Origin of the sequence: Pseudomonas sp. 44 R 15, from assembly GCF_900004965.1 — a bacterium.
GTDB lineage: Bacteria > Pseudomonadota > Gammaproteobacteria > Pseudomonadales > Pseudomonadaceae > Aquipseudomonas > Aquipseudomonas orientalis_A.
Map to the genome: position 1 here is coordinate 33,511 of NZ_CVTU01000108.1, position 20,571 is coordinate 54,081.

Genomic DNA, 20,571 nt, shown 5'->3' on the forward strand with positions numbered 1-20,571 from the left:
CCCCGGTCCAAATGTGGGAGGGGGCTTGCCCCCGATGGCGGCCTCTGGGCCGCCGCAATGGGTCATCCCTGGCCCGGTGCGGCTAACCCGGCGTCCTGCCGGGTTACCCACGAATTCAAGCCTGCGTTCGGCCAGCGTGGTTTAACGGGGTGCCTAAGATCAAGATCAAAAGCGCGGCGGCCTTAGAGCCGACCGGTATTTTGTGTCGACCCCGGTCCAAATGTGGGAGGGGGCTTGCCCCCGATGGCGGCCTCTGGGCCGCCGCAATGGGTCATCCCTGGCCCGGTGCGGCTAACCCGGCGTTCTGCGGGTTATCCTCGGATTCAAGCTTGCGCTCGGCCGCGTGGTTTCAAGGGGCGCCTAAGATCAAGAGCGACTCGCTGCGCATCGTGGTTAGCGTTGGGCGTCATAGAGTTGTGTAGATACCTATGCCATCGGGGGCTTGCCCCCTCCCACATTTGCCCTGCGGTGGGCGCAAGCCATCGCAAACCCTGTGCTAATATCGCGCCCCTGTTCATTTTGTATGTGGGTTGCTCCATGAAGTTGTCCATGCCGCGATTCAATCAAGCCCCTGTCTTGGTGGTCGGCGATGTCATGCTCGACCGTTACTGGCATGGTGGTACCTCACGGATTTCCCCTGAGGCGCCGGTACCGGTGGTCAAGGTCGAGCAAATCGAAGACCGTCCAGGTGGCGCTGCCAACGTTGCCCTCAATATTGCCGCGCTCGGCGCCCCGGCTTCCCTGGTGGGTGTGACCGGTGACGACGAAGCCGCCGACAGCCTGGCCAATAGCCTGCGCGGTGCCGGCGTGCGCGCGTTGTTCCAGCGCATCGCCCATCAGCCGACCATCGTCAAGCTGCGGGTCATGAGCCGTCACCAGCAATTGCTGCGTATCGATTTCGAAGAACCCTTCGCCACCGACGCCCTGGCCCTCGGTGACCAGGTCAACGCGTTGCTCGAAGGCATCAAGGTGCTGGTGTTGTCCGACTACGGCAAAGGCGCCCTGAAGAATCACCAGGTGCTGATCCAGGCCGCCAAGGCCCGCAACATTCCGGTGCTGGCCGATCCCAAGGGCAAGGACTTCTCGATTTATCGGGGCGCCAGCCTGATCACGCCCAACCTCAGCGAGTTCGAAGCGGTCGTCGGTGGTTGCGCCGATGAGCATGAACTGGTCAGCAAGGGCGCGGCGCTGATGGCCGACCTTGAACTCGGTGCCCTGTTGGTGACCCGTGGCGAACATGGCATGACGCTGCTGCGTCCCGGCCACCCGGCGATGCACCTGCCGGCGCGTGCGCGGGAAGTGTTCGACGTCACCGGCGCCGGTGATACGGTGATTTCCACCCTGGCCGCGTCCATCGCCGCCGGCGAGGAACTGCCCCATGCCGTAGCCCTGGCCAATCTGGCGGCGGGCATTGTGGTGGGTAAACTGGGCACCGCGGCCATCAGCGCCCCTGAGTTGCGTCGCGCCATCCAGCGTTCCGAAGGTTCGGAGCGCGGTGTGCTGGGGCTCGAGCAATTGCTGCTGGCGATTGACGACGCACGCGCCCACAACGAAAGCATCGTGTTCACCAACGGCTGTTTCGACATCCTGCACGCCGGTCACGTGACCTACCTTGAGCAGGCGAGCGCCCAGGGCGATCGCCTGATCGTCGCGGTCAACGATGATGCTTCCGTCAGCCGCTTGAAAGGCCCGGGCCGACCGATCAACAGCGTCGACCGGCGCATGGCGGTCCTGGCCGGGTTGGGTGCGGTGGACTGGGTGATCAGCTTTTCTGAAGGCACCCCGGAAAACCTGTTGGCCCAGGTCAAGCCTGATGTGCTGGTCAAGGGCGGTGACTATTCCGTCGACCAGGTGGTCGGTGCGGACATCGTCAGCGCCTACGGCGGCACCGTCAAAGTGCTGGGGTTGGTAGAAAACAGTTCGACCACGGCCATCGTCGAGAAAATACGTAACAATGAATAACGCTGATAAATGGGTGTTGATCACCGGAGGCGCAGGCTTTATCGGTTCGCATTTGGTTGACGCGTTGCTCGCCAAGGGCTATTCGGTGCGGGTGCTGGATAACCTGTCTACCGGCAAGCGCAGCAACCTGCCCCTGGATGACCCGCGCGTGCAACTGGTGGAAGGTGATGTGGCCGACGCCGAGCTTTTGGCTCAAGTGGTCGTTGGCGCGTCGGCGGTGGTCCACCTGGCGGCCGTGGCGTCGGTCCAGGCATCCGTGGACGATCCGGTCAGCACGCACCAGAGCAATTTCATCGGTACCTTGAATATCTGCGAAGCCATGCGCAAGGCCGGCGTGAAGCGTGTGGTGTACGCTTCCAGCGCAGCGGTCTACGGCAACAACGGCGAGGGTGCCTCCATCGACGAAGAGACGACCAAGGCGCCGCTGACACCCTATGCCTCGGACAAATTGGCCAGCGAGCACTACTTCGACTTCTACCGTCGTGAGCATGGCCTGGAGCCGGTCATTTTCCGCTTCTTCAATATCTTCGGTCCGCGCCAGGACCCGTCATCGCCGTATTCCGGTGTGATCAGCATTTTCAGCGAGCGTGTGCAGCAGGGCCTGCCCATTGCCGTGTTTGGCGATGGCGAACAAACCCGTGACTTCATGTATGTGGAAGACCTGGTGGATGTGCTGGTGCAGGCCATCGAGTTGCCGACTATTCCCGCAGGGGCAATCAACGTCGGTTGGAACCACGCCACTACGCTTAAGCAGGTGCTGCAGGCACTGGAGCAAGTGGTGGGCGCATTGCCGGTCATTACTTATGGACCGGCGCGCCTGGGGGATATTCGCCATTCGCGGGCCGACAATCGGCGCCTGCTGGCAAGCTTCACCCTGCCTGAACCTACCCCGTTGAAGGTCGGCTTGGAGCGCTTGCTCAAAGGCTGAGCCGCACGCCGATAGCGATATCGGGTGTGCGTCAGCCCCTGGCTTTTTTCTTCGGCACGATCTTGCGCAGCATCTGCTGCGCCTTGCCGGTCAAGCGCTTGAGCTTTGATTCTTTTTCCGGCTGTGCCAGGCCTTGCTGCCTGAGCCAGTCCTTCCAGCGAATCCGCTCATCACGCACCAGCCAGCCGTCCTGCCGGGCGAAGCTTTCGGCCAGGTACAAACCCCGTGTGCTCGCTGGATACAGTTGGTCCTTCTTGACGGTGTACAACTCGGCAAGGGGCTCGCCGTCCTTGAGCGGCATCAGGTACAGGTCCGGACGCTTGCGATCCAGGCGTGCGACCAGTTGGTCACCTTCCAGGCGCTCATCCACATGGAACAGGCTCAGGGACTTGGCTTCCTTCGGCACTTCCAGGCGCAGGTCGTAAATCAGCTGCAGTGACGCCGTCGGCAGGTGCACATAGGCCCGTGGACGCTCGATCAACTGGGTGGTGGCGCAGCGCACCGGACGCGCGGCGCCGGACAGCGGGCTCAGGCGAAACGGCAGGGCTTCACGGTAATGCAGCGCGGCGGAGTAGGGCGCCGGCAGCCAGGTATCGTTGAAGCGCCCGCCGAGCCAGCCTTCAGGGGTTTCCAGCAGGCATTCCTCTGCAATTTCCTGAATAGCCGTGTGCAGCGGCAGGTTCAGTTCATGGGCGGGGACGTAGCCGGAGATCAGCTTGAGCACCACGTCGCCGCGATCCTGGCGACGCTGGCGTACCAGCACCCAGTAATCCTTGTTTTGCCAGTGCAGGGTCAGGCGCACCGAGACGCCGAGGTTCGCCAGTTCCAGGGCGAAGCGTTCGGCGTCCGGCACCTCGACCGGCTTGCGCCGTTGCAGGGTCTGGGCGAAGTTGAGCGGCATGCCGACGCTCTGGTAGCTCAGGCCTTCGGGGGTGGCTTCCACGTGCAGCGGCAGTGTCTTGAAGTTGCTGGGGTTCTTTCTTATGAGCGTACGCGGCATGTCGGCTCCTTTGTGCGACGGGGTCGGCCGCGTGGGCGGCATCAGAGTTGACGGATGACTCGGGCAGCGGTTGCCACGTTATGGGCCAGGTGCAGCGGATTGATGGTCCCGACAATAGCACTGGCGACGCCCGTTTGCGCAAACAACAACGTGAAACTCGCCTGAATTGGATCCATTCCAGGCGCCAGGCATACGTGGCCGCTGGCCAGGGCTTTTTTCACCAGGATGCCCTTGCCATGGGCCGCCGCGTAATCAATGACGGCTTTTTCGGCCTGTTCGTTCAGATTGTAAGTCACCATGGCGCAATCACCCTGCTCCAGCGCCTTCACGCCGCCTTCAACGGTCTTGCCGGAGAAGCCGAAACCGCGGATCTTGCCCTCTTTTTTCAACTCCGCCAGGGTCTGGTAAACCTCGCAGTCGTTGAGGATGTGCAGGTCGTTGCCATCGGAGTGCACCAGCACCAGATCGATAAAATCCGTTTCAAGTCGTTTCAGACTGCGCTCGATCGACATCCGCGTATGGGCGGCGCTGAAATCGTGGCGGGACATGCCGTCCTCGAATTCTTCGCCGACCTTGCTGACGATCACCCAATCCTTGCGCTGGTCACGCAGCAGTGGCCCCAGGCGCTCTTCGCTGCGGCCGTAGGCGGGTGCGGTATCGATCAGGTTGATGCCCAACTGGCGCGCCTGGCGCAGCAACATTCGCGCCTCGTCGTCATTTGGAATCTGAAAGCCGTTGGGGTATTTGACCCCTTGGTCGCGACCCAGCTTGACGGTGCCCAGGCCCAGGGGCGACACCAGCAGGCCGGTGCTGCCGAGGGGGCGATACAGTTCGTGCAGGGTTGGCAGGCTCATGGCAACAGGTGCTCCCAGGCGGGTTGGCCGATCGCGGGTTTGGGCAGGTCGGGCAGGGGGTCGCTGGCGCCTGGGCGGATGCCGGCGCGTTCCAGGCTGTCGATGACCCGGTCGGCAAAGTCCGGCGCCAGGGCCAGCTTGGTCGGCCAGCCCACCAACAGGCGGCCCTGTTCGGCCAGGAAGGCATTGTCGGGACGGCTCAGGCCTGATTGCAGTGGCTCGGCGCGTTCGACGCGCAAGGTGGCCCACTGGGTCTGGCTCATGTCGATCCATGGCAACAGCTGAGCGAGTTCTTTCTGCGCGGTGGCAATTTGCTCTTGCGGCGTGCGGGCCACGCCATCGGCCTCGGCGATATCGCCGCCGATGTACCACACCCAGTTGCCGTCTGCGGCCGGGTGCGTGGTCACGGTCAGGCGCGGCTTGGTACCGCCGCCCAGGCAATGGGCATACAACGGCTTCAGGCCCGGGCCTTTGGCGAGGATCATGTGCAACGGGCGGGTTTGCATCGCCGGCTGGCTCAAGCCCAGGGCCGCCAGCAGATCGGCGGTGCCCGCGCCGGCACTCAATACGATGCGCTGAGCGCGGATTTCGCGGCCATCGACCGTCAAGCCCACCAGCGTGTCGCCTTCGCGCAGCGGTTCGATGTGCTGGCCCGCGAGCAGACCGTCACCGGCCAGGTGCGCCAGGCGTTCAATCAGGCTGGGCACATCCACCACCAATTCTGCCAGGCGGTAGACCTTGCCCTTGAAGCGACGATCCTGCAGCGCGACCGGCAGTTCGTCGCCCTTGACCTGATCGACACGGCCGCGCACGGCCTTGCTGGCAAAAAAACTGGTGAGATTGCCGGCGAGGGTGCCGGGGGACCACAGGTAGTGGGCTTCAGAGAGCAGGCGCACGCCGGACAGGTCCAACTCGCCATTGCCGGCCAGGGCTTCACGCCAGCGACGCGGCATGTCGGCAATCGCTTCGGAGGCGCCGGTGAGGGCGCCGTGCAGGGCGTATTTCGCACCGCCGTGAATGATTCCCTGGGACTTAACGCTTTGCCCGCCACCCAGGGTCGCGCTTTCCACCAGTACCGTGGAAAACCCCTGGCGGCGCAGGCGCGCATTGAGCCAGAGGCCGGCAACCCCGGCGCCGACAATCAGAACGTCGGTGGAAATAACGGATGGCATCGGCGACCTCAATGTTCAAGACAAGGGGCGCAGTATACAGGCTGTTGAGGGGCGGTCAGTGACCCGCGGTTTTCGAGAACAGCTGAATCACCACCACGCCCAGCACAATCAGTCCCATCCCCAGCATGGCCGGGATATCCAGCTTCTGCCCGTAGATGAACAGCGCGGCAATGCTGACCATCACGATGCCCATGCCGGCCCAGACGGCATACGCCACGCCGACCGGCACGGTGCGCACAACCAGCGTCAGCATCCAGAACGCGATGCCGTAACCGACGATCACCAGCAACAGCGGAATCGGTGTGCTCCACCCCTTGATGGCTTTCATGGAAACGGTCGCGATCACCTCCGAGCAGATGGCGATGGCCAGGTAACAGTAGGCGGCGTTCATGGTGCAATCCTCAAGGTGGAGCGGGTTTGATAGGTCGGCATTCTAGAGGTTCAACAGATGGGGTAAAGTCATTACCTATCCGAATTGAAGATAGGTTAAGCCATGAGCGTGCAGTGGGATCTGGAACAGATGCGCCTGTTTGTCAGCGTCGCCGAACAGCGCTCGTTTTCCGCCGTGGCGCGTGGGCAGCGCAAGGCGCAGTCGGCCGTCAGCACCGCGATCGCGATGTTGGAGGCGGACCTGGGCGTCAGCCTGTTCGCGCGTAGCAGTGGCCGTCAGCCGCGCCTGACCGAAGCCGGCAGTGTGTTGCTGGAGGAAGCGCGTGAAGTGCTGCGCCAGTGCGAGCGCCTGACGGGGCGGGCGCTGTCGCTGACCCGTGGCGAGGAAGCATGTCTGCGCCTGGCTCAGGACGAGGCGATGTTGTTCCAACCGGTGCTCGACAGCCTTGCGGCGCTGGCGGTGCGCTATCCATTGCTGGAAGTGCAGTTGTCCAGCGCAGCGCAAGGCGATGTGGCGCGCAAGCTGGTGGAACGCCAGGCCGACCTGGGCCTGTTGTTCTATCACGACCAGATTCCCGAAGCCCTTGAGCGGCGGGTGGTGGGCAGTGTGGAGATGGTCACGGTGTGCGGTGTCAATCACCCCATGGCCAAGGAGCAGTACGTGGACTGCCAACGGTTGGCGCAGTATCGCCAGTTGCTGATGTCGACCCAGACCAGCGTCTACCCCGGCAGTGAAGCCGCCAGCCCGCAGGTATGGCGGGCCGACAGCTTCTATGTGTTGGCCGAATGGGTGATGAGCGGCCTGGGTTGGGCCTGGTTGCCACGGCACATCGTGCAATACCCCACCTATCAACAGCAGATGGTTGAACTGCGCAGCGAATGGACCCCGCCGGCGCTGGTGGTGGAGTTGGTGTGGCGTCGCGACGAGCACCTTGGGCCTGCGGCACGCTTTGTGGCTGAACGTTTTGCCGAGTGCTTGCAGGCGATCGACTGAAAAAGCCGATAAACTCCGCCGCCATGAATAGAACTCTCTACACCTGTCTGTTTTACCTGGCGCTGCCGTTGGTGGCTTTACGTCTGTGGCTGCGCGCGCGCAAGGCGCCGGCCTATGCCAAGCGCGTGGGCGAGCGATTTTCCTATGGCTTGCCTGTGATGCAGCCGGGTGGGATCTGGGTGCATGCGGTGTCGGTGGGCGAAAGCATTGCCGCCGCGCCGATGATCCGGGCCCTCCTGGCGCGTTACCCGCAGTTGCCGATGACCGTCACCTGCATGACGCCCACCGGTTCCGAGCGAATCCAGGCGCTGTTTGCCGATGAACCGCGCGTCCAGCATTGTTATCTGCCGTACGATTTGCCCTGCGCTGCCCGGCGTTTTCTTGACCGAGTACAGCCAAGGCTCGCAGTGATCATGGAAACCGAATTGTGGCCTAACCATATTCACGCCTGCGCCCAACGCGGTATTCCGGTGGCCCTGGCCAACGCGCGATTGTCGGCACGCTCGGCCAAGGGCTATGCGCGTTTCGCCAGACTGACCGCGCCGATGCTGGCCGAAATGAGCTGGTTCGCCGTGCAGACCGAAACCGAGGCCGAGCGTTTCCGCAGCCTGGGCGCGCGACCTGAAACCGTTGAAGTCACCGGCTCGATCAAGTTTGACCTGACCATCGACCCCCAACTGCCGGAACGCGCCGCCGCCTTGCGCGAACAATGGGGCGCCGGCGAACGCCCGGTGTGGATCGCCGCCAGCACCCACGAGGGCGAAGACGAAGTCGTGCTCGACGCCCATCGTCAGTTGCTGGCCAGCTATCCCAATGCGCTGCTGATTCTGGTGCCCCGTCATCAGGAACGCTTCGGGCCGACGTTCGAACGGTGCGTGCAGCAAGGCTTTGCCACCGTGCGGCGCTCCAGTGGCGAAGCGGTCAATGCCGATACCTCAGTGCTGCTGGGCGACACCATGGGCGAGTTGCTGTTTCTCTACGCGTTGGCCGACAGCGCCTTTGTCGGCGGCAGCCTGGTACCGACCGGCGGGCACAATCCGCTGGAACCGGCGGCGCTGGGCAAGCCGGTGATCATGGGGCCGCACCTGTTCAACTTCCTGGAAATCAGCGCGATGATGCGCGAGGCCGGGGCGTTGCGCGAAGTGGATGACGCAGAAGGTTTGGCCGAAGCGGTGCGCCAATTGTTCGAGCTGCCGCGGGATGCGCGCAGGATGGCAGAGGCGGGATTGAAAGTGATGCAGGCCAATCAGGGAGCGCTTGAGCGTTTGCTGGACGGACTGGACAGGTTGATGACTCACTGATTCAACACAATTCAAATGTGGGAGGGGGCTTGCCCCCGATAGCGGTGTGTCAGTCACCCAACAGGTTGGCTGACCCACTGCCATCGGGGGCAAGCCCCCTCCCACATTGGTTTATGGTGTTTTCAAGAACCCGGGCGGGCCTTGAGCTGCTCGGCGGCGGCCTTGGCCAGGTCCGGTGGCAGGAAGTCTTTATCCGGGTTGTAGTCGGCTTTCAAGTAGCGCGTCAGGTCCTGCAGATCCCCCGGGTTCAGCGTGCCCGCTGCCTGCTTCAAGCGCAGGTTGTCGAGGATGTAGTCGTAGCGGCTGTTGTTGTAGTTGCGCACCGACGAGTAGAGCTGGCGCTGTGCGTCCAGCACGTCGACGATATTGCGCGTGCCCACCTGATAGCCGATTTCCGTGGCTTCCACCGCGCTTTGGTTGGAGATGATCGACTGGCGGCGTGCTTGCACCTGTTCCACATCGGTGTTGACGGCGCGGTGCAGGTTACGGGTGTTTTCCACCACCTGGCGGCGCAGGCCTTCGCGTTGCTGCTCGGACTGATCGAGACGTGAATAGGATTCACGCACTTGCGAGCTGGTGAGGCCGCCGCTGTAGATCGGGATGTTCAACCGCAAGCCGATGGTGCGTTGCGACACATCGCCACCGTACGGGATGGGCAACTGATTCGGGTTGCTGAACCCCAGGGCATCGTTGTCGCCTTTTTCGTATTGCGCAACCGCATCGAGCGTCGGCAAGTGGCCGGCCTTGCGCTGCCTGAGGGTTTCCTCGGCGGCAGTCACTGCGTAATTGCTGGCCAGCAGGTTGAGGTTCTGGCGCCCGGCGGTTTCGACCCAGGCCTTGGCGTCGTTCGGCGCCGGCGGCAGCACCGGCAGCGTATGGACGATGCCCTGGATCGAGTTGTACTGGCGGTTGGTCAGGGTGATCAGCGCCTCGAAGGCGTCGTCCACCTGGCGCTGGGCCACGATGCGGTTGGCGCGAGCGGTGTCGTAGCTGGCCTGGGATTGCAGCACATCGGTCTTGTCCGACAGGCCCACATCGAAGCGCTCATTGGACTGGTCGAGCTGGCGTTTGAAGGCATTTTCTTCGGCCTTGGTCGAGGCCAGGTTGTCTTGCGCGCGCAGGACTGCAAAGTAGCTCTCGGCACTTTGCAAAATCAGGTTCTGTTCACTGGCCGACAGTTGCAGCGAGGCTTGCTCGCTGACGGCTTCGGCGGCTTGCAGCTGGAACCAGCGATCGGCGCGAAACAGCGGCTGGCTCAGGGTGGCGCGCCAGGAGTGCGCGTCGCGGCTGGCAGTGGCGGCGGGCTGGTCGATCTGGGTGCGCACGTTGTTACTGTCGGCACCGGCCGACAGATTCGGCAGCAAGCCTGCGCGCGCCTGGGGCACGACTTCTTTCTGCGCGCCATATTGAGCGCGGGCAGCGGCCAGGTCGGCGTTGTTGAGCGCCGCTTCCTGATAGACGCTGACCAGGTCGGTATTGGCGGACAAGGGCGCTTCAGCTGCCCAGACCATTCCATTGGTCGCACAAGACACGGCAACTGCCAGTGAAAGTTTGCGCAGCATGAGGCGATCCCTGAATAAATATTACGATGATAATTTATTGCCCAAGGCTACGGTGGCAAAGAGGGAGCGTCAAGCCTTGAGGCAGCTCAGGAGTGTAGTGGGCGGGCCTCGGCACAACAATCCTGTAATTACGCCATTTATCATCCTGACGACAGTGTCATTGGCAATTTGCCCACGCCATGGTCTAGACTGGCCAGGTTCTTGTCGGGGTGCCTTGTTGGAAGGCTGAGATCGGTAAATACCGGATCCCGTTGAACCTGATCAGGTTAGCGCCTGCGTAGGGAACAAGATTTCTCGTCACCCGGCGAGTCCTCTTGTGCTTCGTCCGGGAAGTTGTTCGACAATCGAACAGCCCTCGTGCGCAAGCACAGCACTGGTTTCAGTGCGTCCGTCCGTCACAGGTTCGCTCCGACAACAATCCACCGCCCGGATAAGTTGGAGAGCCCTGATGAGCACCGAATTAAAAAGCCAAAAATCAAAAAACACCGTGCACTTGAGTGAATCGGCCAAGGTCGACTCCGGTTCCGTGCAGCCGTTTACCCGCTCACAGAAGATCTATGTACAGGGCTCGCGTCCCGATATTCGCGTGCCCATGCGCGAAATCAGCCTGGATGTGACGCCCACCGAGTTCGGCGGTGAAATCAATGCACCGGTGGTGGTCTACGACACATCGGGTCCGTATACCGATCCCAACGTGATCATCGACGTGCGCAAAGGCCTGGCCGACGTGCGCTCGCCCTGGATCGAAGAGCGCGGCGATACCGAGCGACTGGCTTGCCTGAGCTCACGCTACGGCCAGGAACGCCTGGATAACCCGGACCTGGCCTACCTGCGCTTTGCCCACCTGCAAAATCCACGACGGGCCAAGGCCGGCGCCAACGTCAGCCAGATGCACTATGCGCGCAAAGGCATCATCACGCCCGAAATGGAATATGTGGCCATCCGCGAAAACATGAAGCTTGAAGAAGCCCGCGCCGCCGGCCTGCTCAAGCAGCAGCATGCGGGACACAGCTTTGGTGCCAGCATTCCAAAGATCATCACGCCCGAATTTGTTCGTGAAGAAATCGCCCGTGGCCGCGCCATCATCCCGGCCAACATCAATCACACTGAACTGGAACCGATGATTATCGGCCGTAACTTCCTGGTGAAGATCAACGGCAATATCGGTAACAGTGCGCTGGGCTCGTCCATCGAAGAAGAAGTGGCGAAGATGACCTGGGGCATTCGCTGGGGCTCCGATAACATCATGGACCTGTCCACCGGCAAGCACATCCACGAAACCCGCGAGTGGATCATCCGCAACTCGCCGGTGCCGATCGGCACCGTACCCATCTACCAGGCACTGGAGAAAGTCGACGGTGTGGCGGAAGACCTGACCTGGGAACTGTTTCGCGACACCCTGATCGAGCAAGCCGAACAGGGCGTCGACTACTTCACGATCCATGCCGGTGTATTGCTGCGCTATGTGCCGCTGACCGCCAACCGCGTCACCGGCATCGTCAGCCGTGGCGGCGCGATCATGGCCAAATGGTGCCTGGCGCACCACAAGGAAAACTTCGCCTACACGCATTTCGAAGAAATCTGCGAAATCATGAAAGCCTATGACGTCAGCTTTTCGCTGGGTGACGGCTTGCGTCCGGGCTCGGTGGCCGACGCCAACGACGCTGCGCAATTCGGTGAGCTGGAAACCCTTGGCGAGCTGACCAAGATCGCCTGGAAGCACGACGTGCAAACCATGATCGAAGGCCCCGGCCACGTGCCGATGCAGTTGATCAAGGAGAACATGGACAAGCAACTCGAATGCTGCGACGAGGCGCCGTTCTACACCCTCGGCCCGCTGACTACCGACATCGCGCCGGGCTATGACCACATCACCTCCGGCATCGGCGCGGCGATGATCGGCTGGTTCGGTTGCGCCATGCTCTGCTACGTCACGCCCAAGGAACACCTGGGTTTGCCGAACAAGGATGACGTGAAGACCGGGATCATCACTTACAAGATCGCCGCCCACGCCGCCGACCTCGCCAAAGGCCATCCGGGCGCACAGATTCGCGACAACGCGCTGAGCAAGGCGCGCTTCGAATTCCGTTGGGAAGACCAGTTCAACCTGGGCCTGGACCCGGACACCGCGCGGGCGTTTCACGACGAGACCCTGCCGAAAGAGTCCGCCAAGGTCGCGCATTTCTGTTCGATGTGCGGGCCGAAATTCTGCTCGATGAAAGTCACCCACGAAGTGCGTGAGTACGCGGCCAACCAGCGCATTGAAGCGGTGGATGTGGACGTGGCCAAGGGCTTGGCCGAGCAGGCGGAGCGGTTCAGGCAGGAAGGCAGTCAGCTCTATAAGAAGGTCTGAAACCCATGATCGTTCCTACGCTCTGCGTGGGAATGCATCCCGTGACGCTCTGCGTCACAAAGGCGGACGCAGAGCGTCCAACGCGGCATTCCCACGCAGAGCGTGGGAACGATCAGCCCCTCAGAGATTCCACCCTTGAGCATTCAACCGAGCACCTATTCGCCGGACATTGCAGTCCCCCAGGACAAGCGCGTCTTCGGCGCCCGCGACCTGTTCTCCCTGTGGTTCTCCCTCGGTATCGGCCTGATGGTCCTGCAAACCGGCGCCTTACTGGCGCCGGGCCTGGGGTTGTCGGGTTCATTGCTGGCCATCTTGCTCGGCACCCTGGTCGGCGTGCTGTTGCTGGCCGCCGTCGGCGTGATCGGCAGCGACACTGGGCTGTCCGCCATGGCCGCGCTCAAGCTCAGCCTCGGTAGCCGCGGTGCGAGCCTGCCGGCGCTGTTGAACCTGCTGCAATTGATTGGCTGGGGTTCATTCGAAATCATCGTCATGCGCGATGCCGCCAGCTTGTTGGGTACGCGTGCGTTCAGCGAGGGCAGCCTGTTGGCGAGCCCCTTGTTGTGGACCGTGTTGTTTGGTGGCCTTGCCACCGTGCTGGCGGTGAGTGGCCCGCTGACCTTCGTGCGGCAAATCCTGCGCAAATGGGGCATCTGGCTGCTGCTCGCGGCCTGTCTGTGGCTGACCTGGAACCTGTTTGCCAAGGCCGACCTCGTCGCGCTGTGGGCCCAGGCCGGTGACGGCTCGATGCCGTTTGCGGTGGGCTTTGACATTGCCATCGCCATGCCGCTGTCGTGGCTGCCGCTGATCGCCGACTACTCACGCTTTGGCAAGCGCACGAAAAGCGTGTTCGGCGGCACCGCGCTGGGGTTCTTTATCGGTAACTTCTGGCTGATGAGCCTGGGGGTGGCCTACACCCTGGCCTTTGCGCCCAGCGCTGAAGTCAATGCGCTGCTGCTGGCCCTGGCCGGCGCCGGCCTGGGTATTCCGCTGTTGCTGATCCTGCTGGACGAGTCGGAAAATGCCTTTGCCGATATTCACTCGGCGGCGGTGTCGAGCGGGATGCTGCTGCGTTTGAAAGTCGAGCACCTGGCGTTGGCCATCGGTGTGATTTGCACCGTGATTGCCTGCCTGGCGCCCCTGGCGCAATACCAGAACTTCCTGTTGCTGATCGGCTCAGTGTTTGCGCCACTGTTCGGCGTGGTACTGGTGGATCACTTCATCCTGCGCCGTCGGCGCCAGGGCGCGGTGACCCAACTGCATTGGCCGGCGCTGCTGGCGTGGCTGGGCGGCATCGGCACCTACCACCTGCTGGCGCACCTGTACCCGGATATTGGCGCAACCCTGCCGGCATTGCTGCTGGCAGGGTTGCTGCAGTTCATCCTGGGGCGGGCGGTCAGTGGCGCGCGGGCATCAGCTCAGGCTTGATCACACCGGTCAGGCGTGCATAGGGGATGGTGATTTCGATCAGCCCCTGGGCGTAGGGGGCGATGGTGGTGACGTTGTACTTGAGCACCACGCCGCCGCTGGTCAAGGCCACGTTCGGGGTTTTCTGGAACGGCCAGTTCTTCACGAACTCCGGGTCGCGGTCCATCTTGGTGTTGATCAACCAGCTGTTGTGGGCAACTTTTGCGGTATTCCAGAAGGCCTGCTCCTGGCCGGGCAACAGCATGTCGGCCAGGCCCAATTCCTTGTGCAGCACCCGTGAATAGTTGATGAATCCGCGGCCAGGTTCACCGTGGGCCACGCCGGTGTCCAGGTAGCTGGACACTTCAACGATCACCAGTCCGTCATGCTGCTCACGTACCTTGGCCTGCAAGTACATGCTGTGGCGGTCGGGGGATTCGCGCAGGAATGTGTCCCGGTAGGCATTCAGGGTCGCAGGGACGCCGGCGCCGGGCGTGGTGCGGGTCATCTGCAGCAGGCGCTGCTCGACCAGTTTGTCCAGTTGCGGGTCGGCGGGGAAATGCACGGTGTCGATGTTCACCAGCGGACAATCAGGGCTGCCGCAGCCGGGCTTGATCTGCTCCGACTTGTCGGTGGTGACGTCCAGCGGTTTGAGCTGGCCGGGCTGGAACAGGCTCTGGCAGGCACCCAGGGTCAAGGCAATACAAGCCATGGAGGCGATTTTTAAAAGCGACATGTGTGTCCTTCGTAAATCGATGGAAAGCGAAAAGAGTAGCGCTTGGACTGCCAACAGGGCCGCCAGTTCGCCACTAGACTGATTAGTGTGAGTTTGACGCCCGCCGTCTATCCCGGCAACCGGAAAGGGGCTGCGCCGAGCCACTTGGGCGCGTTAGGATGGCGCCCACTGCACGGCTTATGACGAGGAAGAATATGACGGACTTTACGAAGTCGACGCCGAAGAATATCGAGATTGTTCAGCGCGACTCTGCTTACAAGGGCTTCTATCAGCTCGATCGGGTGCAACTGCGCCACGAGAAGTTCGACGGCGGCATGAGCCGCGTGATCAATCGTGAAGTGTTTGTGCGCCATGATGCGGTGTGCGTACTGCCCTACGATCCGCAGCGCGATGAAGTGGTGCTGATCGAGCAGTTCCGCGTCGGCGCCATGGGGCGTGCCGACAACCCGTGGCTGGTGGAAATGGTCGCCGGCCTGATCGACAAGGACGAGCAACCCGAGGAGGTTGCACACCGCGAAGCCGAAGAGGAAGCTGGGCTGACGTTCTCCGCGCTGTGGCCGATCACCAAGTATTTCCCGTCGCCTGGCGGCAGTACCGAGTTCGTCCACCTGTACCTGGGCCGTTGCGACAGCTCACAGGCCGGTGGTATCCATGGATTGGAAGAAGAGGCCGAAGATATCCGCGTGACCACCTGGGCATTCGAAGATGCCTTCCAGGCTGTGCGCGACGGCAGGATTTCCAATGCAGCCAGCATCATCGCCCTGCAATGGCTTGCGCTTAATCGCGCGGAAGTGAGGGGGCTATGGCAGTAAAGGCACGGGAACGTTACCGGGTTGACCTTATCGGGCTGCAAGCCGCATGCGAGGCCAACTATGCGCGGCTGATGCGCCTGCTCCCCGACATGCGCCACACGCCCCAGGCGCGGCGCATTGCCGTGACCCACGGCGACCAGATGCTGGGCGTGCTGACCCTGGAAGTCATCGTCAATTGCCCGTACACCACCACCCTGCGCGTGCGCCAGGAGCACAGCCTGCCCTGGCTGCCGGTGCCGCAGCTGGAAGTGCAGGTGTACCACGATGCACGCATGGCCGAAGTGATCAGCGCCGAACATGCGCGACGCTTTCGCAGCATCTATCCTTACCCGAATGTGTTCATGCACCAGCCCGATGAGAAAGCCCAGCTCAATGTGTTCCTCGGCGAATGGCTGAGTCACTGCCTGGCCCTGGGCCATGAGTTCGAAGTCGTGCGGTAGATGTGAACTGCGTTTGTTTCCCTGGGTTTCCTCTTTGTGTCCTGCCCCAGCATAATTGCCCCACCTGTCTATTCCTGTGACCGCTAGGGAGAGCGCCTTGCCGAGCGTATCCGCCATGAACCCTGACGCTGTGCTGTTGGTGCAACTGTCCGACAGCCATTTGTTTGCCGATGCAGACGTCACGCTGCTGGGCATGAATACCCGCGACAGCCTGCAGCGGGTGATTGATCTTGTGCGCGAGCAGCAGCCGCCTGTCGATCTGGTGCTGGCCACGGGGGATCTGTCCCAGGACGGCACACTGGCGTCATACCAGCAATTTCGCGACATGACCGCGCCGATGGGCGCTCCCGCGCGCTGGCTGCCCGGCAACCACGATGAAACGCAGATCATGGCCGACGCTGCCGTGCACAGCGACCTGCTGGAGCCGGTGGTTGACGTCGGCAACTGGCGCGTGACCCTGCTGGACTCCGCCGTCCCCGGTTCCGTGCCCGGCTACCTGCAGGACCAGCAGCTGCAACTGCTCGTCCAGGCCTTGAGCGAAGCGCCGAACCGGCATCACCTGGTGTGCCTGCATCATCACCCGGTGTCGATCGGCTGCGCCTGGATGGAGCCTATCGGCCTGCGCAATCCGGATGCGCTGTTTGCCGTGCTTGACCGCTTCCCCCAAGTGAAAGCGGTTTTGTGGGGCCATGTGCACCAGGAAATCGACGGCGAGCGCAACGGCGTGCGCCTGCTGGCATCGCCGTCCACCTGCATCCAGTTCGCACCGGGCAGTGAGGACTTCCAGGTCAGCGACCAGGCCCCAGGCTATCGCTGGCTGCGTTTGCATGCCGACGGGCGGTTGGAGACCGGGGTGGAGCGGGTCAAGGATTTCGCTTTTACCGTCGACTACGGCAGCAACGGCTATTAATAGCTGTAAACGCTGATTAAAAGGTGGGAGGGGGCTTGCCCCCGATTGCGGTGTGTCAGCTGCCACATGTGCTGACTGACACTCAGCCATCGGGGGCAAGCCCCCTCCCACATGGGTTCTCACACAGGCCCCTTATCCCTGTAAACTGCGCCTCTTTGGCTGAGTCACGGAGAGCCCGGCATGTCCGCTTCGATCCTCTATATTCACGGTTTCAACAGTGCGCCGGCCTCCAACAAGGCCAGCCAGTTGATCACCGTAATGGGCAAGCTTGGCCTGTCCGAGCAGCTGCGTGTTCCGGCGCTGCATCACCATCCGCGTCAGGCGATTCCTCAATTGGAGGAGGCCATCGCAGAACTGGGCAGGCCGCTGCTGGTCGGCAGTTCATTGGGCGGCTACTATGCAACCCATCTTGCCGAACGCCATGGCCTCAAGGCGCTGCTGGTCAACCCGGCGGTCAGCCCCCATCGGATGTTTGACGGCTACCTGGGAACCCAGAAGAACCTCTACACCGACGAAAGCTGGGAGTTGACCCTCGACCACGTCACGGCGTTGGCCGAGCTGGAAGTACCGGCTCCTCAGGACGCCGCGCGTTATCAGGTGTGGTTGCAGACCGGGGACGAAACCCTGGATTATCGCCTGGCCCAGCAGTATTACCGGGCCTGTGCCTTGCGCATCCAGGCCGGTGGCGACCACGGTTACCAAGGGTTTGCCCAGCAATTGCCGGCATTGTTGAGCTTTGCCGGCATTGGCGCTGATCAGTATCAATCCTTCGATTTTTCGTCACTGTAAAAATCGCAGGTCATTTTTTAATCGAACGACTCACGACGAGACCCCATGGCCACTCCCAGCGCTAGCTCTTATAACGCCGACGCCATCGAAGTCCTCTCGGGCCTCGACCCGGTGCGCAAACGCCCCGGCATGTACACCGACACCAGTCGGCCGAACCACCTTGCCCAGGAAGTCATCGACAACAGTGTCGACGAAGCCTTGGCCGGGCACGCCAAGTCGGTGCAGGTCATTCTCCACGCCGACCACTCCCTGGAAGTGTCCGACGACGGTCGCGGCATGCCGGTGGACATTCACCCGGAAGAGGGTGTATCGGGCGTCGAACTGATCCTCACCAAACTGCATGCCGGCGGCAAGTTCTCCAACAAGAACTACCAGTTCTCCGGCGGCTTGCACGGCGTGGGGATTTCCGTGGTCAACGCCTTGTCCACGCAGGTCAGGGTCAAGGTCAAGCGTGACGGCAACGAATACCAGATGACCTTCGCCGATGGCTACAAAGCCACCGAGCTGGAAGTGGTCGGCACTGTCGGCAAGCGCAACACCGGGACCAGCGTGTACTTCGCGCCGGACCCGAAATACTTCGATTCGCCGAAATTCTCCATCAGCCGTCTCAAGCATGTGCTCAAGGCCAAGGCCGTGCTGTGCCCGGGCCTGTTGGTGAGCTTTGAAGACAAAGGCACCGGCGAAAAGGTCGAGTGGCACTACGAAGACGGCCTGCGCTCCTACCTGGAAGATTCGGTCAGCGACTTCGAACGCCTGCCCAACGCGCCGTTCTGCGGCAGCCTGGCCGGTAACAAGGAAGCCGTCGACTGGGCGTTGTTGTGGTTGCCCGAAGGCGGCGACAGCGTGCAGGAAAGCTACGTCAACCTGATCCCCACCGCCCAGGGCGGCACCCACGTCAACGGCTTGCGCCAGGGCTTGCTGGACGCCATGCGCGAATTCTGCGAATACCGCAGCCTGCTGCCGCGCGGCGTGAAGCTGGCGCCGGAAGACGTGTGGGAGCGCATTGCGTTCGTGCTGTCGATGAAAATGCAGGAGCCGCAGTTCTCCGGCCAGACCAAGGAGCGCCTGTCCTCCCGCGAGGCGGCGGCGTTTGTCTCCGGTGTGGTCAAGGATGCCTTCAGTCTGTGGCTCAACGAGCACCCGGAACTGGGCCTGGCCCTGGCGGAGCTGGCGATCAACAACGCCGGTCGTCGCCTCAAGGCCAGCAAGAAAGTCGAGCGCAAGCGCATCACCCAGGGGCCGGCATTGCCCGGCAAGCTGGCCGATTGCGCCGGGCAGGACCCGATGCGCTCCGAGCTGTTCCTGGTGGAAGGTGATTCCGCCGGCGGTTCCGCCAAGCAAGCACGGGACAAGGAATTCCAGGCGATCCTGCCGTTGCGCGGCAAGATCCTCAACACCTGGGAAGTCGATGGCAGCGAAGTACTGGCCAGCCAGGAAGTACACAACATCGCCGTGGCCATTGGGGTCGACCCTGGCGCAGCGGACATGAGCCAGCTGCGCTACGGCAAGATCTGCATCCTCGCCGATGCCGACTCCGACGGCCTGCACATTGCTACCTTGCTGTGCGCGTTGTTCGTGCAGCACTTCCGCCCGTTGGTGGATGCCGGTCACGTCTACGTCGCCATGCCGCCGCTGTACCGCATCGACCTGGGCAAGGAGATTTTCTACGCCCTGGACGAAGCCGAGCGCGATGGCATCCTCGATCGCCTGGTGGCAGAGAAGAAGCGCGGCAAGCCACAGGTCACGCGATTCAAGGGCCTGGGTGAAATGAACCCGCCGCAACTGCGCGAAACCACCATGGACCCGAACACCCGGCGCCTGGTGCAGTTGACCCTGGAAGACTTCGCCGGCACTTCGGAAATGATGGACATGCTGCTGGCGAAAAAGCGTGCGCCGGATCGCAAGGCCTGGCTCGAATCCAAAGGCAACCTGGCCGAGGTATTGGGCTGATGCGCACAGGCGTCGCCCTGGCGATCCTGATGGTGTGCGGGTTGGCAGCCACCGATGGGGTGGCCGCGCCCGTGGCTGAGCTCAAGTTGGTGTCCGAACATCCGGTAGACGGCATGCGCGGCGGCAACCTGTCGGGCCTGGCGCTGTGCGGCAAGGACCTGTGGACGGTATCGGACCGCGATGATGACCGGATTTATCGTCTGGACACCCGCGAGCCGACCTGGAACGCCGAGGCATTGACGATCGACGTACCCCCGGTGCCCGAATCCGGCCTGCCGTGGGGGTTGCGCTCGCGCACCAAGGCGGCTTCGTTCATTCGCGGTGGAGACCTGGATTTCGAAGGCATCAGCTGTGATGCCGCAGGCAACCGCTACATCGTCAGCGAAGCCCATGCGGCGGTGTTGCAGGTACCGGCAGCCGGTGCGCCCGAGTGGTTGAAGATCGCCCCGGGCATGGTACGCGAGGCGCGGGCCAGCGGCATGCTGCTGCACTTCAATGCGTTGTTCGAAGGCCTGACGGTGAACCCGCAAGGCAATCAGATCTGGCTCGCCGCCGAGCGTGAGCGTCGTGGCCTGATCTCGATCAAGCGCGGACAGAGCGTGTGGGATTGCGAGGGGGCTTGCGTATTGTTGAGCGAGGCCGGGCTGGAAGTGCAGCCGGCGCAGTTCACCAACGCCAAGGCCGTGTCCAAGGATTTTGCCGACCTGGCGCTGTTCAACGACAAGCTGTTCACCCTGGAGCGCAATGCATTCCAGATTTGCCGACGCGATACGGTGACGGCCAAGGTTGAGCTGTGCTGGTCGTTTGCCGACGAAACCCTGACGCCCGAACGGCGTTACCCCCAACCTTATGGCCTGGCCGAAGCCCTGGTGGTGGACGCCGACGGCGCCTGGATTGGTATCGACAATAATTTTGGCGCGCGTGCCGACGGTGAAAAGCGTCCGGTGGTCTATCGGTTTGCCGCCCCGGCCGGTGGCTGGAGTGCCCAGCCATGAGCCGCGACTTTTTTGAATT

Annotated in this window: 18 protein-coding genes and 1 riboswitch; of the genes, 12 read left to right on the forward strand and 6 right to left on the reverse strand. The window is 62.4% G+C overall.

The window, feature by feature from the left end; translation table 11 throughout:
- Positions 1–537 precede the first annotated feature (537 nt).
- A complete protein-coding gene (hldE, locus tag BFP93_RS19605) occupies positions 538–1,962 on the forward strand; it encodes a bifunctional D-glycero-beta-D-manno-heptose-7-phosphate kinase/D-glycero-beta-D-manno-heptose 1-phosphate adenylyltransferase HldE (protein WP_065886558.1) in 1,425 nt (474 codons plus the stop codon).
- Positions 1,955–2,890, forward strand: a complete 936-nt coding sequence (locus BFP93_RS19610; protein WP_065894463.1) for an NAD-dependent epimerase/dehydratase family protein — start codon at positions 1,955–1,957, stop codon at positions 2,888–2,890. The genes hldE and BFP93_RS19610 overlap by 8 nt, the downstream gene beginning before the upstream one ends.
- Positions 2,891–2,921: 31 nt before the next feature.
- On the opposite strand, the gene BFP93_RS19615 is transcribed toward BFP93_RS19610, so the two are convergent.
- The 4 genes from BFP93_RS19615 to BFP93_RS19630 are packed head-to-tail and all read right to left on the reverse strand — an operon-like array spanning position 2,922 to position 6,307.
- Entirely contained in the window at positions 2,922–3,890 is a 969-nt protein-coding gene (locus BFP93_RS19615) for a metal ABC transporter ATPase (protein ID WP_065886556.1), read from the reverse strand.
- A gap of 41 nt (positions 3,891–3,931) precedes the next feature.
- Positions 3,932–4,744 (reverse strand): aldo/keto reductase, encoded by an 813-nt coding sequence (locus tag BFP93_RS19620; protein ID WP_065894465.1) that lies wholly within the window; start codon positions 4,742–4,744, stop codon positions 3,932–3,934.
- The gene (locus BFP93_RS19625; protein ID WP_065894467.1) at positions 4,741–5,916 is read right to left on the reverse strand and encodes an NAD(P)/FAD-dependent oxidoreductase; all 1,176 of its coding nucleotides are present in this window, start codon (positions 5,914–5,916) and stop codon (positions 4,741–4,743) included. Before BFP93_RS19625 ends, BFP93_RS19620 begins: the two co-directional genes overlap by 4 nt.
- A 55-nt stretch (positions 5,917–5,971) precedes the next feature.
- Positions 5,972–6,307, reverse strand: coding sequence for a DMT family transporter (locus BFP93_RS19630; protein WP_057724331.1), 336 nt, complete (start codon positions 6,305–6,307; stop codon positions 5,972–5,974).
- A 102-nt stretch (positions 6,308–6,409) separates the two neighbouring features.
- Here BFP93_RS19630 and BFP93_RS19635 point away from each other — a divergent pair, with 102 nt between their 5' ends.
- A complete protein-coding gene (locus tag BFP93_RS19635; RefSeq protein WP_065894469.1) occupies positions 6,410–7,300 on the forward strand; it encodes a LysR family transcriptional regulator in 891 nt (296 codons plus the stop codon).
- 23 nt (positions 7,301–7,323) lie between these two features.
- Positions 7,324–8,601, forward strand: a complete 1,278-nt coding sequence (waaA, locus tag BFP93_RS19640) for a lipid IV(A) 3-deoxy-D-manno-octulosonic acid transferase (RefSeq protein ID WP_065894471.1) — start codon at positions 7,324–7,326, stop codon at positions 8,599–8,601.
- Positions 8,602–8,723: 122 nt separating this feature from the next.
- Here waaA and BFP93_RS19645 read toward each other — a convergent pair whose 3' ends face one another.
- Positions 8,724–10,163 carry a TolC family outer membrane protein gene (locus tag BFP93_RS19645; RefSeq protein WP_065894473.1) on the reverse strand — a complete coding sequence of 480 codons (1,440 nt, stop codon included), beginning with the start codon at positions 10,161–10,163 and terminating at the stop codon, positions 8,724–8,726.
- Positions 10,164–10,358: 195 nt separating this feature from the next.
- Positions 10,359–10,464, forward strand: a riboswitch (TPP riboswitch).
- A gap of 147 nt (positions 10,465–10,611) precedes the next feature.
- Between BFP93_RS19645 and thiC the strand changes: the two genes are divergently transcribed.
- Positions 10,612–12,516 (forward strand): phosphomethylpyrimidine synthase ThiC, encoded by a 1,905-nt coding sequence (thiC, locus tag BFP93_RS19650; RefSeq protein WP_065886550.1) that lies wholly within the window; start codon positions 10,612–10,614, stop codon positions 12,514–12,516.
- 135 nt (positions 12,517–12,651) lie between these two features.
- Positions 12,652–13,941, forward strand: a complete 1,290-nt coding sequence (gene cytX / locus BFP93_RS19655) for a putative hydroxymethylpyrimidine transporter CytX (protein ID WP_065894475.1) — start codon at positions 12,652–12,654, stop codon at positions 13,939–13,941.
- On the opposite strand, the gene BFP93_RS19660 is transcribed toward cytX, so the two are convergent.
- Entirely contained in the window at positions 13,910–14,656 is a 747-nt protein-coding gene (locus tag BFP93_RS19660; RefSeq protein WP_065894476.1) for an RsiV family protein, read from the reverse strand. The two genes, cytX and BFP93_RS19660, sit on opposite strands and share 32 nt — an antisense overlap.
- Positions 14,657–14,850: 194 nt before the next feature.
- Here BFP93_RS19660 and BFP93_RS19665 point away from each other — a divergent pair, with 194 nt between their 5' ends.
- The 6 genes from BFP93_RS19665 to BFP93_RS19690 all read left to right on the forward strand — a co-directional run bounded on the left by BFP93_RS19665 (position 14,851) and on the right by BFP93_RS19690 (position 20,552).
- Positions 14,851–15,468 carry an NUDIX domain-containing protein gene (locus tag BFP93_RS19665; protein ID WP_065886547.1) on the forward strand — a complete coding sequence of 206 codons (618 nt, stop codon included), beginning with the start codon at positions 14,851–14,853 and terminating at the stop codon, positions 15,466–15,468.
- Positions 15,459–15,908 (forward strand): DUF1249 domain-containing protein, encoded by a 450-nt coding sequence (locus tag BFP93_RS19670; RefSeq protein WP_065886546.1) that lies wholly within the window; start codon positions 15,459–15,461, stop codon positions 15,906–15,908. The genes BFP93_RS19665 and BFP93_RS19670 overlap by 10 nt, the downstream gene beginning before the upstream one ends.
- A gap of 97 nt (positions 15,909–16,005) precedes the next feature.
- Complete coding sequence (gene cpdA / locus BFP93_RS19675) at positions 16,006–16,818, forward strand: 3',5'-cyclic-AMP phosphodiesterase (protein ID WP_065894477.1); 813 nt, start codon at positions 16,006–16,008, stop codon at positions 16,816–16,818.
- 180 nt (positions 16,819–16,998) lie between these two features.
- The gene (locus tag BFP93_RS19680; RefSeq protein WP_065894478.1) at positions 16,999–17,607 is read left to right on the forward strand and encodes a YqiA/YcfP family alpha/beta fold hydrolase; all 609 of its coding nucleotides are present in this window, start codon (positions 16,999–17,001) and stop codon (positions 17,605–17,607) included.
- Positions 17,608–17,652: 45 nt separating this feature from the next.
- A complete protein-coding gene (parE, locus tag BFP93_RS19685) occupies positions 17,653–19,557 on the forward strand; it encodes a DNA topoisomerase IV subunit B (RefSeq protein ID WP_065886543.1) in 1,905 nt (634 codons plus the stop codon).
- Entirely contained in the window at positions 19,557–20,552 is a 996-nt protein-coding gene (locus BFP93_RS19690; RefSeq protein ID WP_065886542.1) for an esterase-like activity of phytase family protein, read from the forward strand. The genes parE and BFP93_RS19690 overlap by 1 nt, the downstream gene beginning before the upstream one ends.
- Positions 20,553–20,571: the final 19 nt, after the last annotated feature.

Coding starts and splice junctions, on each gene's coding strand:
- waaA (WP_065894471.1), top strand. CDS start 7,324: ATGAATAGAACTCTCTACACCTGTCTGTTTTACCTGGCGCTGCCGTTG.
- BFP93_RS19690 (WP_065886542.1), top strand. CDS start 19,557: ATGCGCACAGGCGTCGCCCTGGCGATCCTGATGGTGTGCGGGTTGGCA.
- BFP93_RS19620 (WP_065894465.1), bottom strand. CDS start 4,744: ATGAGCCTGCCAACCCTGCACGAACTGTATCGCCCCCTCGGCAGCACC.
- parE (WP_065886543.1), top strand. CDS start 17,653: ATGGCCACTCCCAGCGCTAGCTCTTATAACGCCGACGCCATCGAAGTC.
- BFP93_RS19630 (WP_057724331.1), bottom strand. CDS start 6,307: ATGAACGCCGCCTACTGTTACCTGGCCATCGCCATCTGCTCGGAGGTG.
- BFP93_RS19610 (WP_065894463.1), top strand. CDS start 1,955: ATGAATAACGCTGATAAATGGGTGTTGATCACCGGAGGCGCAGGCTTT.
- BFP93_RS19645 (WP_065894473.1), bottom strand. CDS start 10,163: ATGCTGCGCAAACTTTCACTGGCAGTTGCCGTGTCTTGTGCGACCAAT.
- BFP93_RS19660 (WP_065894476.1), bottom strand. CDS start 14,656: ATGTCGCTTTTAAAAATCGCCTCCATGGCTTGTATTGCCTTGACCCTG.
- BFP93_RS19635 (WP_065894469.1), top strand. CDS start 6,410: ATGAGCGTGCAGTGGGATCTGGAACAGATGCGCCTGTTTGTCAGCGTC.
- thiC (WP_065886550.1), top strand. CDS start 10,612: ATGAGCACCGAATTAAAAAGCCAAAAATCAAAAAACACCGTGCACTTG.
- hldE (WP_065886558.1), top strand. CDS start 538: ATGAAGTTGTCCATGCCGCGATTCAATCAAGCCCCTGTCTTGGTGGTC.
- BFP93_RS19680 (WP_065894478.1), top strand. CDS start 16,999: ATGTCCGCTTCGATCCTCTATATTCACGGTTTCAACAGTGCGCCGGCC.
- BFP93_RS19670 (WP_065886546.1), top strand. CDS start 15,459: ATGGCAGTAAAGGCACGGGAACGTTACCGGGTTGACCTTATCGGGCTG.
- BFP93_RS19625 (WP_065894467.1), bottom strand. CDS start 5,916: ATGCCATCCGTTATTTCCACCGACGTTCTGATTGTCGGCGCCGGGGTT.
- BFP93_RS19665 (WP_065886547.1), top strand. CDS start 14,851: ATGACGGACTTTACGAAGTCGACGCCGAAGAATATCGAGATTGTTCAG.
- BFP93_RS19615 (WP_065886556.1), bottom strand. CDS start 3,890: ATGCCGCGTACGCTCATAAGAAAGAACCCCAGCAACTTCAAGACACTG.